Origin of the sequence: Motilibacter aurantiacus (genome assembly GCF_011250645.1) — a bacterium.
GTDB lineage: Bacteria > Actinomycetota > Actinomycetes > Motilibacterales > Motilibacteraceae > Motilibacter_A > Motilibacter_A aurantiacus.
Genome location: NZ_JAANNO010000005.1, coordinates 113,248 through 125,593 on the forward strand (window position 1 = coordinate 113,248; position 12,346 = coordinate 125,593).

10 protein-coding genes are annotated in these 12,346 nt (G+C 74.8%); all 10 read right to left on the reverse strand.

Going from position 1 to position 12,346, the window contains the following annotated elements; all coding sequences use genetic code 11:
- Window positions 1-157 precede the first annotated feature (157 nt).
- Window positions 158-1,069: an SDR family oxidoreductase gene (locus G9H72_RS10825; RefSeq protein WP_331272185.1), complete on the reverse strand. Its 912-nt coding sequence runs from the start codon at window positions 1,067-1,069 to the stop codon at window positions 158-160.
- 28 nt (window positions 1,070-1,097) lie between these two features.
- Window positions 1,098-1,292 (reverse strand): NUDIX hydrolase, encoded by a 195-nt coding sequence (locus G9H72_RS10830; protein ID WP_166170830.1) that lies wholly within the window; start codon window positions 1,290-1,292, stop codon window positions 1,098-1,100.
- Between the two features lie 88 nt (window positions 1,293-1,380).
- Complete coding sequence (gene dapC, locus G9H72_RS10835) at window positions 1,381-2,514, reverse strand: succinyldiaminopimelate transaminase (protein ID WP_269205170.1); 1,134 nt, start codon at window positions 2,512-2,514, stop codon at window positions 1,381-1,383.
- The gene (gene fdxA / locus G9H72_RS10840; RefSeq protein ID WP_166170832.1) at window positions 2,515-2,835 is read right to left on the reverse strand and encodes a ferredoxin; all 321 of its coding nucleotides are present in this window, start codon (window positions 2,833-2,835) and stop codon (window positions 2,515-2,517) included. It abuts the gene before it with no gap.
- Window positions 2,836-2,986: 151 nt separating this feature from the next.
- Window positions 2,987-6,379, reverse strand: coding sequence for a SpoIIE family protein phosphatase (locus G9H72_RS10845; protein ID WP_166170834.1), 3,393 nt, complete (start codon window positions 6,377-6,379; stop codon window positions 2,987-2,989).
- A 185-nt stretch (window positions 6,380-6,564) separates the two neighbouring features.
- Window positions 6,565-7,086: a flavin reductase family protein gene (locus G9H72_RS10850; RefSeq protein ID WP_166170836.1), complete on the reverse strand. Its 522-nt coding sequence runs from the start codon at window positions 7,084-7,086 to the stop codon at window positions 6,565-6,567.
- Window positions 7,087-7,098: 12 nt separating this feature from the next.
- Window positions 7,099-7,503, reverse strand: a complete 405-nt coding sequence (locus G9H72_RS10855; protein WP_166170838.1) for a DUF6113 family protein — start codon at window positions 7,501-7,503, stop codon at window positions 7,099-7,101.
- An 11-nt stretch (window positions 7,504-7,514) separates the two neighbouring features.
- Window positions 7,515-9,509, reverse strand: a complete 1,995-nt coding sequence (locus tag G9H72_RS10860) for an AAA family ATPase (protein WP_331272186.1) — start codon at window positions 9,507-9,509, stop codon at window positions 7,515-7,517.
- 117 nt (window positions 9,510-9,626) lie between these two features.
- Complete coding sequence (gene mshB / locus G9H72_RS10865; protein ID WP_196791094.1) at window positions 9,627-10,520, reverse strand: N-acetyl-1-D-myo-inositol-2-amino-2-deoxy-alpha-D-glucopyranoside deacetylase; 894 nt, start codon at window positions 10,518-10,520, stop codon at window positions 9,627-9,629.
- Window positions 10,521-10,719: 199 nt separating this feature from the next.
- Entirely contained in the window at window positions 10,720-12,153 is a 1,434-nt protein-coding gene (locus tag G9H72_RS10870) for a S8 family peptidase (RefSeq protein WP_166170840.1), read from the reverse strand.
- Window positions 12,154-12,346 lie beyond the last annotated feature (193 nt).

Consider the following 12,346-nt stretch of genomic DNA (forward strand, 5'->3'; position numbering starts at 1 on the left):
CCGTCGTGCCGGCACCCGGGCTCGAGTCGCGCCGCTCGGCTCGACCGGTCAGGCACCGGCCTCGCGGGCCCGGATGCCGCCGGCCCGACACCCTGCATCCGGTGCCGTCCTCCCGACCCCGGATGCAGGATGACAGCGGCGTCCTGCCGACCGGCTCCTACGTCAGCGGCTGCCCCCCGGTCACGCCGAGCACCTCGGCGGTGACGTAGCTCGACTCCTGCGAGGCGAAGAACACGTACGCGGGCGCGAGCTCGGCGGGCTGGCCGGCGCGGCCCATGGGCGTCTGCTCACCGAACGACTCCACCTTCTCCTCCGGCATGGTGGCCGGGATGAGCGGCGTCCAGATGGGGCCGGGGGCGACCGCGTTCACCCGGATCCCCTTCTCCGCGAGCATCTGGCCCAGGCCCTTGGTGAAGTTGACGATCCCGGCCTTCGTCGTCGCGTAGTCGAGCAGCGGGGGCGAGGGCTGGGACGCCTGGATCGACGCGGTGTTGATGATGGCTGAACCTGGCTTCAGGTGCGGGATGGCCATCTTCGACAGCCAGAACATCGCGTAGAGGTTCGTCTTCATCACCCGGTCGAACTGCTCGGTGGTGATGTCCTCGATGCCACCGGGCTGCGCCATCTGGTACGCCGCGTTGTTCACCAGGACGTCGATCCCGCCGAGCTGCTCGACGGCGGTGTCGATCACCGTCCGGCACTGCGCCTCCTCGCGCAGGTCCCCGGGGCAGGTGACGGCCTTTCGGCCGGCGCTCTCGATCAGGCGCACGGTCTCCCGGGCGTCGTCCTCCTCGGTCTCCAGGTACGCGATCAGCACGTCGGCGCCCTCGCGGGCGAACGCGAGCGCGACGGCACGACCGATGCCGGAGTCACCGCCGGTGATGATCGCCTTCTTGCCCTCGAGCTTGCCGGTGCCGCGGTAGGTCTCCTCGCCGTGGTCCGGCTTCTCCTCCATGGCCCCGGTCGTCGAGCCGCTGCCGCCGGGCGACTCGATCTGCTCGCCCCCCGATTGCGGCTGCTGGTACTGCTGGGTGGGGTCCTGCGGTGCGTGCTGGTCCTGCTGGCTCACGGAAGGCTCTCCTCGTCGTCTGCATCCCTCAGGCGCAGCCCTGCCTACCCATCCACACCGGGATGACCCCGGGCAATCGCGACGTGGGCGTCAGGAGGCCGGCGATCGTGATCCCGCACACGGAGCCGGTCGCGCCGAGGGGGACGACGGCGACCCCGCCCGGCTGCTCGACGACGTCGTACGTCGCGCCTGTCTGCCCCATGCGTACGACGTCGCGGCGCACCGCGATCTTCTCGCCCTCGAGGGCGATGCGGGAGCGAGCGTCTCGTCGGCCATCTGGGCGCGGTGCCCGCTGGGCACGGGGCCGAACGTCAGACCGCCAGCGCCTCCACGCCGCGGCGCACGGCGTCGTCGGACGCCGTCAGGGCCACCCGCACGTGCTGGGCGCCCGCTGCCCCGTAGAACTCCCCCGGCGTCACGAGCACGCCGCGCTCGGCGCAGGCCCGCACGGTCTCCCAGCAGTCCTCGCCCCGGGTGGCCCAGAGGTAGAGCCCGGCCTCGGAGGCGTCGACCCGGAAGCCAGCGGCGTTGAGCGCGGCCAGCAGCAGCGCGCGGCGGGCCCGGTAGCGCTCCTTCTGCTCGGCGACGTGCGCGTCGTCGGCGAGCGCTGCAGCGGCGGCCGCCTGCACGGGCGCCGGCAGCATCATCCCGGCGTGCTTGCGGGTATCCAGCAGCCGGGCCACCAGCGACGGGTCGCCAACGACGAACCCCGCGCGATAGCCGGCGAAGTTGCTCCGCTTGCTCAGCGAGTGGACGGCGAGCAGCCCGTCGTGCGACCCCCCGCACACGTCCGGGTGCAGGATGGAGACCGGCGCGGTGCCCTCCCAGCCGAGCTCGATGTAGCACTCGTCGGACGCCACGACCACGCCGCGCTCACGCGCCCAGGAGACGATCTTGCGCAGGTGCTCGACGGGCAGCACTCGGCCCGTCGGGTTGGCCGGCGAGTTGACCCACAGGAGGGACACCCGCCCGGGGCCGGCCGCGGTCAGCGAGTCGGTCGCGAACGGCGTGGCGCCCGCGAGCAGCGCGCCCACGGCATAGGTCGGGTACGCCGCCGCGGGGAGCACGACGGTGTCGCCGGCGCCCAGCCCGAGCAGCGTGGGCAGCCAGGCGACGAGCTCCTTGGAGCCGATCGTCGGCAGCACGGCCGCCGGGTCGACCCCCGGCACGCCGAGGCAGCGCGACATCCAGCCGACGGCGGCCGAGCGCAGCGCGGACGTGCCGTGCGTCGTCGGGTAGCCGGGTGAGTCGGCGGCGGCGGCCAACGCCTCGCGGATCACCGCGGGGACCGGGTCCACGGGGGTGCCGACCGAGAGGTCGACGATGCCGGCGTCCCCCGCGGCCTGCTCCGCCGTGCGCCGGAACGGCACGAGCCGGTCCCAGGGGAAGTCCGGCAGGGCGGGACGGCCCACGGTGGAGCCGGCCACGAGGGAAGCGCCGCTCAACTACTCGGCCTGCGGGGGCAGGGCGACGATCAGCGGGTGGTCCTTCTCGATCAGGCCCATCTTCGAGGCGCCGCCGGGGGAGCCCAGGTCGGAGAAGAACTCCACGTTCGCCTTGTAGAAGTCCTTCCACTGGTCCGGCACGTCGTCCTCGTAGAAGATCGCCTCCACGGGGCAGACCGGCTCGCACGCACCGCAGTCGACGCACTCGTCGGGGTGGATGTAGAGCATCCGCTCGCCCTCGTAGATGCAGTCGACAGGGCACTCCTCGATGCAGGCCTTGTCCTTCACGTCCACACACGGCTGGGCGATGACGTACGTCACGGGGTGCTCTCCTCCTCCGAGCCCGGCGGGCGGCGGGATGCCCGCGCCGGCCGCACCAGTATCCCGTCAACGCCGCGCGGGCACACGCATCCCCTCCGTTCTTCCGCGTTCGGGACGTCACATCCGGCGGAGCGGGGCGCCGCGAGCCCGCTCACCCGGCGGCTCCGGGCCACGGCTGAGCGGGCCCGCCGGCCACCTGGCGGGCCAGATCCGCGCCGACCCAGCCGAACAGCGCGGCAACGTCCGGGGCCGCCACCGGGGTGAGCAGCTCGCCGCCCGCGGCCCGTCTGTCCAGCTCGCCCAGTTGCTCGGCCCAGGTGCGGAAGGGCGTGCTGCGCAGGGCGTCCGGGAGCCGGACGTCCACGACTGCCTCCCCCTCCTGCGCGGCGGCCAGGCGCTGGCCCTCGACCGCGAGCAGCACCTCCTCGTGGGAGGTGCGCAGGGTGGCCACGAGCCGCCGGAGGGCCGGGTCCGTGCCGGGGCCCGCCTCGGCGTCGTCGGGGCCGACGAGCAGCAGGCATTCGCGCAGCAACGCCTCGACGTGCTCGCGGAGACGCCCCCCGAGCCCGACGGGGTAGCCGCGGAGCACGAGCTCGCCCTCGGGGCCGGGCGGCGCCGGCTCGTCCGGCCACTCGTCGTCGCCCCAGGCCGCGAGGAGCGCGTCCGGGTCGGGCTCGGCCACCTTCGCCTCCGGGCCCAGCCGGCACCACACCGCCTTGGTCCGCGCGTCCACCCGGTGCACGCCCCACCGCTCGGACAGGCTCGCCACCAGGTCGAGCCCGCGGCCGGTGGCCGCCCGCTCGCTGTGCACGAGCCGCCGGGGCAGCGCGGGGCTGAGGTCGCGCACCTCCAGCAGCACCCCGTCCCGGTCCGGCTCGACGAGGACCTCGACCGGGGTCGCGGCGTGCACGACGGCGTTCGTCACCAGCTCGGACACGCAGAGCTCGGCCCGGTTGGCCAGGTCGGCCGAGCCGTGCCGCAGCCGCTCCCGGACGTAGTGCCGGCAGAGCGGCACCGACGCGGCCATCGGCTCGACGAGCAGCCCGCGCTCGCGCTCGGTGCCTGCCCTGCCCTGCGGCAGCAACGGCGCGGCGAGCCGCCGGACGATGCGCACCTCCTCCCCGGTGGAGGACCGGTCGACCGTGAACGAGTCGCTGGTCGCCGCGAGGAGCACCAGCCCGCGCCCGAGGTCCGTGCTCCCCGGGGGCAGCCCGATGTGCCCGGGGGTCCGCACGATCGCCTCGACCCGGTCCTCGAACAACGACAGCCGCAGCTCGCCGATGGCGGGCTCGTCCGGCGGCGACGTCACGGCGCAGGCCTCGTTGACGGCGACGAGCAGGTCGCTCGTCTCGTCCTCGTCGGCCCCCCAGTGCTGCATCCAGCCGCGCACCTGCGAGCGCACCCGGGCCACGCCCTCGGCGTCGTTGGGCAGCGGCATCTGCACGGCGGCCCGCAGCGCGGCCGGGTAGAGCTGCAGCCAGAGCATGGCCACGTCGTCGGTCGAGCTGCCCGGCGGCAGGAACCGCGCGACGAGCGCGTCGCAGCCGGCCCCCGGCTCGACCGGCGCGGTCGCCATCGCGTGCACGAGGTCGTCCAGCCCGCTGGTGATCGCCGACCCGGGCCGCTCGATGAGGCCGTCGGTGTAGACGAGCAGGCTCCCGCCGGGCTCCAGGAACGCGCTGGTCTCCTCGTACGTCGCGTCGGGGTACGCCCCGAGCACCACGCCCGGGTCGACGGCCAGCAGCTCGGCGCTGCCGTCGGCGCGGCGGACGACCGGCGGCAGGTGACCGGCGCTGACCGCGCGGACGCGGCCGGTCGCCGGGTCCACGGCCGCGAGCGCCAGCGTGGCCATCTCGTCCTCGCCCATGGCGAGCACGGCCTCGTTGAGCCGCTCGGCGACCTCGGCGAGCGCGAGCCCCATCTGCACGTAGATGCGCACGGCGTTGCGCAGGTTGCCCATGACCGAGGCGGCGCGCACGCCGCGTCCCATGACGTCGCCGATGACGAGCAGCACCTCGCCCGCGGGCAGCTCGAGCACGTCGTACCAGTCGCCGCCGACCTGCATGCCGCTCGTGCCCGGGAAGTAGCGGGCGGCCACTGCGCCACCGACGACCGACGGCAGCCGCTCGGGCAGGAGGCTGCGCTGCAGCGCCTCCGCGATCCCCCGCTCCCGCTCGAAGGCCGCGGCGCGGTCCACCGCGAGCGCGACCCGGTCCGCGGCCGGCTGGAGCAGCTGCAGGTCGTCGGAGCCGAACTTCGCCAGCTCCGGGGAGGCGACGGTGAGGACACCGACGACGTTGCCCTCGACGATCAGGGGCACGGCGATGAGGCTGCGCAGCCCGGCCAGCTGCATCGTCGGGCGGTACGTCGGCGCCCCCGTCGCACCGGGCGAGCCGAGGTCGGGCACGATCACCGGCTGGGCGTCGCGGGCGACGCGGCCGCCGACCCCGACGCCGACCGGCATCGACCGGTCCTCCCCCTCCGGCTCGGGCATCCCGTGGGTCGCGCGCACCACGAGCCGGGTGCCGGTGTCGTCGACCAGCAGGACCGAGCCGCTGGTGGCCCCGAGGACGTGCACGACCCGGTCGAGCATCTCGTGCAGCAGGTCGTCGAAGGGCAGCTGCGCCAGGCTCGCCTCGGTGATGCTCTGCAGCTGGGCGAGCCGCTCCCGGGACGCCCGCTCCGACGCCAGCAGCGCGTCGGTCGCGGCCTCGGCCCGCTTGCGCTCGGAGATGTCCGTGACGACGCAGATGACCAGGCCGGGGGCGCCGGCGGCGACCGCGAGCCCGACCTCGACGGGGAACTGGGAGCCGTCCTTGCGGCGGGCCGCGAGGTCGCGCCCGTGCCCCATGAGCCGGGTCTCCGGGTCGAGGAGGAAGCGGCGGCGCAGCCCCGGGTGGTCGATCGCGTCCGGGTGCGGCAGCAGGACGTCGACCAGCTCGCCGACGAGCTCGCCGTGGGCGTACCCGAAGACCCGCTCGGCGGCCGGGTTGATGGCGACGATGCGCCCGTCGGAGTCGACGAGCAGCATCCCGTTGGGCGCCGACTCCAGGATGAGCTGGGCGGTGGCCTCCTGGCGGCGCAGGGCCTGCTCGGCCTGCACCCGCTCGGTGACGTCCGCGACGATCGCTCCCACTCCGACGACCCGGCGGCGGCGGCGGTCGTAGATCGGGTAGAAGCGCTCCTCCCAGAAGCGGCGCCCGGGGGCGGCGGGCGTCTCGCCCTCGATCCGGATCGGCGGCGACACCTCGCCGCGGAAGGCGGCCTCGATCATGGGGAGGTACTGCTGCGGGTCGATCGCGGGCAGCAGCTCCATCGGCGTACGCCCGAGGTGGGCCTCGACGGGGAGCCCGTTCATCTGCGCGAGCAGCGGGTTGATCCGCTGGAACCGCAGCGCCCGGTCGAAGGTCGCGAAGCCGAGCGGGCTGCTCGCGAGCACCTCTTCGATGTCCGGCGCCGGGCTCACCAGTCGGCGCAGGGCGGCCGCCAGCGACGACGCCAGCGCAGGCGCGCGGCCGGCCGCGTCCCGCGGACGAGACACCACGAGCTCCTCCGTCCTACCCGCGGGCGGGCGGCTCCCCACTGCCGCTTCTTGGCACGGGTCGTCGCGACCGGACGACCGGTCCGTACTTACCCGGCCGTCGCTGTTCTACAAGCCTTGCTGCTCGGCGAGGGTAGGCCTCCTCGAGCGGCCGGCGACCTGCCACGCCGGCATGGCCCCCGGACGGCTCAGTGCGTGTGCCGGTGCGCGCCGTACTGCCCGCGGTACCACAGCAGCGGCTCGTCGTCGGCCGGCGTGGCGGCCGAGCGCACCTCGCCCACCAGGATGCTGTGGTCGCCGCCGTCGTGGACCGCGTGGGTCGTGCACTCGAGGGTCGCGAGGGCGGTCGAGAGCAGGGGCACCCCGGTGGCCGCGCCCCGGACGAACGGGACCCGCTCCAGCTGGCCGTGCAGCGGCCGCCCGCGGGTCGCGAGCCAGCCCGCGGTCGCCCGGTCGTGCTGTCCCAGGATCGAGACGCCCCACACCCCCGCCGACACCGCCGCGTCGTGGAACCGCGCCTCGATGTCGACGCACACGAGGACGAGCAGCGGGTCGAGCGAGACCGAGGTGAACGCGTTCGCGGTCATGCCGTAGTCGTTGCCGCCCCACGTCGTGGTGAGCACGGTGACGCCGGTCGCGAAGCGGCCGACCACGCGGCGGAACGCGTCCGGGTCGGGCGGGACGGGCAGGGGGACGGCGGGCACGGTCATCGCGCGCCGAGCCTACGTGAGCGGCGGGCGCCCCTCCGCCGACGGCCGCTTGCGCAACGTGCCCGAAACGTTCACGACCGCGCAGAGGCCGACGACGAGCATCCCGCCGTACGCCCAGCAGTAGCCGATCGTGTCGCCGGGGACGACGACGTCGCCCTCCGGGCGCGCCGCGGCCAACGGGAGCGCTGCCGCCGCCCAGGCCAGCGGGGTGACGAGCGACGGCACCAGGGAGCGGGTGAGCGAGCCGGCGAGGACGACCGCGGCGCCGCTCGCGACCAGCCCCGCCACCAGCCCGGCCGGCAGCCCGCCGGGGCGCGACTCCTGCAGGAACGAGCCGGCGACGCCGGTCACGAGCCCCAGGACCGCGCCGAGCACCGAGGCCACGGCCGCCGCTGCGACATCGGCACGGGTGCTCACGCCGTCGGATGCTACGGCGCCTGCACCGGTCCCGCGGGCCGCACCGGGGCGTCGGCGGCAGCCGGGAGCGGCGCGGGCACGTCGCGCCCCCGCAGGTCGATGACCTCGGGCGCGGCCCCGCCCGCGGCCGCAGCGGTGAGCACGTCCGTGATCTCGGACCCCACGAGCTCGTGCCGCTCGAGCAGCGCGTCGCGCAGCGCCTCGACCAGGTGCCGGTTGCGCCCGAGCAGCTCGCGCACCGCGGCCTTCTGCGCCTGCAGCAGCGCCTCGACCCGCTCGCGCCCCTCCCGGTCGCCGATGACGCGGCCGACCAGGTTGGTGTCCGCGAGGGCGTTGGCCTGCACCGCCGCGTACGACACCAGCGTGTCGTCCATGCCCGCGACGCCGACCATCTGCGCGGCCACGCCGGTGGCGTACTGCAGGTCGCCGCTGGGACCGGTGGAGACGTCACCGAGGAAGAGCTCCTCCGCGACCTGGCCACCCATCGCGATCTGCACGAGCCCGGTGAGCTCGGCACGGGAGCGGGTGAAGACGTCCTCCCGGTCGCCGTGGGCGAGCAGGCCGAGGGCGTCGCGCCGCTTGACGATGGTGAGGATCTCCAACCGGCGCTGCGGGGCGACGAGCCAGGCCACCGTCGCGTGGCCGGCCTCGTGCGTCGCGATGAGCCGCGCCTCGTGGTCGGTGTACGCCACCGGCTGGGCGATGCCGACCTCCAGCAGCATGCGGGCCTGCTCCACGTCGCGCCACGTCATCGCCCGCCGGCCCTCGCGCAGCGCCTGCACGAGCGCCTCGTCGAGCAGGCCCTCGAGCCGCGCCGGGCTGTAGCCCGTGGTCACGGCGGCCAGGGCGTCGCGGCGCTCGGCCTCGTCCAGCTCGTTCGTGTGCGCCTTGCGGGCCAGGAAGTGGTCGACGAGCTCGCGCCGCCCGGCCTTGGTCGGCAGCTCGAAGCTGAGCCGCGCGTCGAACCGGCCCGGCCGCAGCAGCGCGGGGTCGAGGGCGTCGGCCCGGTTCGTCGACGCCACGAGCAGGATGTTCGGCCGCTCCGCGCGCGGGCCGCGCAGCTGGCGGTGCGCGGGGAGCAGCGCGTTGACCGCGTCCACCAGGCGGCCCGCGAGCTTGTGCGCGCCGCTCGGCTCGTCGAAGGACTGCATCTGGACGAGCAGCTCGTTGACGATGTGCTGCACGTCCCCGCCGCCCTGCGTGTACGCGGTGGTCACGGCCCCGGAAGCGGCCGGTGCGGCCTGCGCGGGCAGGCCCTCCAGCCCGCCGCAGCCGAGGACGGTGGCGCGGGCCGGGGCCGGCACGGCGGCCATCCCCCCGCGCGCCATGGCGATCGCGTCGAACTCGTCGATGAAGCCGACCGCGCCGCCGTGCTTGCGGGCCGCCTTGCGCAGCGCGGTGAAGTACTGGCGCACCTTGCGCTGCGACGCCCCCTGAAGACCGGAGACGAACGATGTCGCGGTGGCGAAGAGGAAGGGCACGCCTGCCTCGGCGGCGAGCGCCTTGGCCGTGTGGGTCTTGCCGGTGCCCGGCCCGCCCTCGAAGAGCAGCCCGCGGCGCGGGCGGCCGCCCATCTGCTCGGCGAACTCGCGGTGGGCGAGGAACAGCTGCAGGGAGCGGACGACCTCGTCCTTGACCACGTCGATCCCGACGACCTCGTCGAGGGTGACGTCGAGCTGCTCGGGCCGCACCACGGTGTGCGGGGACCGCCCGCCGGCGCGCATCTGCCACAGCAGCAGGCCGATGAGCGCGACGGGGTAGGCGAAGGCGGCGACGATCAGCCAGTCCGGCTGCGGGAAGCCCCATCCGACCGGGTCGCCGGTCAGCAGCCGGAACCACAGGAAGGCCGCGAGGGGCGCCAGCCACAGGGCGATCCGCCGCAGCCGGCGCAGCCGCTGCCGCTCCCGGTCACGGGCCACGTCCGCCCGGTCGCGCCCGGCGCGCAGGCCTCTCGCCCCCGAGGAAATGTCGAGCAGGGACTCGGGCGGCGCGGCAGGCGGGGTCACCCTGCCGATCCTGCGTCCGCCCCGGCCGGGCCGCCAGGGCTGTCCCCGCCAGAGCACGCGACCGGGGCGGAGAACCACCCGTTCGGCCCATCCAGCCGGCCCGCGACGGGCCGAAGGTCAGAGCCCGGTGAAGAGGTCGTCCTCGACGCCGTCCGGGACCGCCCGCTCGCCGCGCACCTGCCGGTAGTGCTCGATCGCCCAGACCTCGTCGCCGAGGTTGTTCGACAGCGCGAAGAAGGGGCCGTCGAGCGAGATCTGCGTCGCGTGCGCCCGCATGGCCGCGAGCTTGGCCGCGACGTACCCGGTGCCGTCGACGGCCGCGGTGATCTGGTCGTCCGGGACGACGAAGGACGGCATCTCCCCCTCGGGGTCCATGCCCTCGAACGAGGTGGTGTCCCCCGCCTCGCGCAGCCGGCGCAGCCCTTCCCTGAGCCGCGATTCCGGCATCGCGTTCCAGTAGACCTTCTGCGTGCGCCAGGGCTCGCGGCCCTCGGCGTCGACGTGCGCCGGGTCCGCGGCGAGCTCCAGGCCGCGCATCGCGGCGCGGTGGGCCTGGATGTGGTCGGGGTGGCCGTAGCCGCCGTTCTCGTCGTAGGTCACGAGGACCTGCGGGCGCACCTCGCGGATGACGTCGGCGACGAGCCGCGCCGCCTCCTCGAGGTCGGCCTGCCAGAAGCAGTCCGGCCGGTCGTTCGTGGCCAGCCCCATCATCCCGGAGTCGCGCCAGCGGCCGGGGCCGCCGAGGAAGCGGAAGTCGCGCACGCCGAGGGCCTCCATGGCCGTCGCGAGCTCCTCGACGCGGTGCTCGCCGAGCCGGTCCTCGCGGTCGGCCGCGAGGTGCGCGAGCTCGGGGACGAGGACCTCCCCCTCCTCCCCCAGCGTGCAGGTCAGCAGCGTGACGTGCGCGCCCTCGGCGGCGTACTTCGCCATCGTCACGCCGTTGTTGATGCTCTCGTCGTCGGGGTGCGCGTGGACGAGCAGGATGCGGCGTGGGATGTCCAGGATCGCCATCTCGCGCTCGGCCTCCGCGGTCAGCGGGGTCGCCTCGACCGCGGCCGCGGCCTCGTCCAGCGCCGCGCGCTCCTCGGAGAAGGGCCCGTCCTCGGGGGTGCCGGTCGTCATGCGGCCGAGCGTACGGCTCGGCGGTCCCGGAACGCCGGACGGCGCCGCCGGGACCGTGTCCCGGCGGCGCCGTCGCGAGGAGCGGGCGTCAGCTGACGGCGTCGAGCGCGTCCACGAGGCCGTACCCGAACAGCGAGTTGTACGCCGTGGTGCCCGTGCACTGGGCCGCGGCCGCGCCGGTGGTCGGGCAGGCCAGCGGGTCCGCCTGGGCGCGCAGCGCGGCGAGGACCTCGGCCTGGCCGGCCCGCGGGTGCGCGCTCTTGTAGAGGGCCGCGACGCCGGCGACGTGCGGCGATGCCATCGAGGTGCCGCTCTTGAGCCCGTAGCGCCCGTTGAGGACGGTCGAGAGGACGCTCGAGCCCGGGGCGGCCACGTCGATGTGCCCGAGACCGTAGTTCGAGAAGCTCGACTTCGCCTTCGCCTGCGTCACGGACGCCACGCTGACGACGCCGCCGGCCTCGGCCGGCAGGTGCAGGCAGTCGTCGCTCACCGGACGGGTGACGGGGCCGGAGTCGTTCGGGCTGGTGGTGTCCGTCGTCTTGTTCGCGAGGTCGTAGTTCTGGTTGCCCGCGGCGGCGACGTTGAGCACGTCCTGCTTGTGCGAGTACGCGACGGCGCGGCGGACGGCCTCGGCGGCTGCGGCCTGGTCGGGGTCGTTCGCGCACCAGAACAGCCACGGGTCGATGTAGTAGCTGTTGTTGGTGACGTCCATCTTGTGCTCGGCGGCCCACATGAAGCCGCAGATGGCGGACTCGGGGTAGATGAAGCCCTCGTCGCTGACGACCTTGACCGAGGCGATGCGGACGCCCGGGGCCACGCCCACCATGCCGATGCCGTTGCGAGCGGCGGCGACGGTCCCGGCGACGTGGGTGCCGTGGTCGCTGGTGGTGGGCAGCCAGGACGCCCGCGTGGTGTCGGCCTTGCCGGTGATGCATCCGGCCGAGCTGGCCGCGTCGACGTTGGGCGCGAGGTCGGGGTGGGTGTCCTCGACGCCGCTGTCGAGGATGCCCACGAGGACCTTGCGGCTGCCGTCCTCGAGGACCTGGGCCTGATCGGCCTTGATGAGCGGGAGGTCCCACTGCTGGGCCTCGAGCGGGTCGGCGGCGCTCTGCGCGCCGGTCGCCACCGGCGTGTCGATCAGGGTCGTCTCGTCCTCGGACTGCACGACCGCGGTGGTGCGCGTCGCGCCGACCGAGTCGACGACCTTCGGGCCGAGGGAGCGCAGGTTGGCCGCGAAGCCGGGGTCGGTGGACCGGGCGACGACCACGCCGATCTTGCGGTAGGTCTCGACGACCGTGCCGCCGAAGGCCTCGACCCACTCGGCCGCCTCGCGGGTGCTCGAGGAGTTGGCCTTGGTGTTGACGACGTAGCTGAGCAGCGGGCCTTCGACGGCCGCGGGGGCGGCCACGGCGCCGGGCGTCGCCGAGGCGGTCGCCGCGGGGGCGACGGCACCGACGGCGGACAGCGCCAGGACGGCGGCGGCGACACCGAGCCGGGACCGCCGGCTTCTCGCGTTCGGCAAAGCTCCTCCTGGAGCGTCAGGGACAAGCCCGCACAGTTCGGACGAAGCGGGAGAATAGCCCGACCTTCTGCCGGGATCTTTGCCCCCGGCCACGACCGTTGCCGGAGCGTTATGAACCGCCACCCCGCCCCGGACGCGCGACGGCCGCCGTCCCCGCGGGAACGACGGCCGTCGAGGAGAGGGCGCCCCTCCG

What these genes read in the sequence shown, in the direction of transcription:
- G9H72_RS10850 (WP_166170836.1), bottom strand. Translation starts at nt 7,086, where the DNA reads ATGACCGTGCCCGCCGTCCCCCTGCCCGTCCCGCCCGACCCGGACGCG.
- mshB (WP_196791094.1), bottom strand. Translation starts at nt 10,520, where the DNA reads ATGGCGATCCTGGACATCCCACGCCGCATCCTGCTCGTCCACGCGCAC.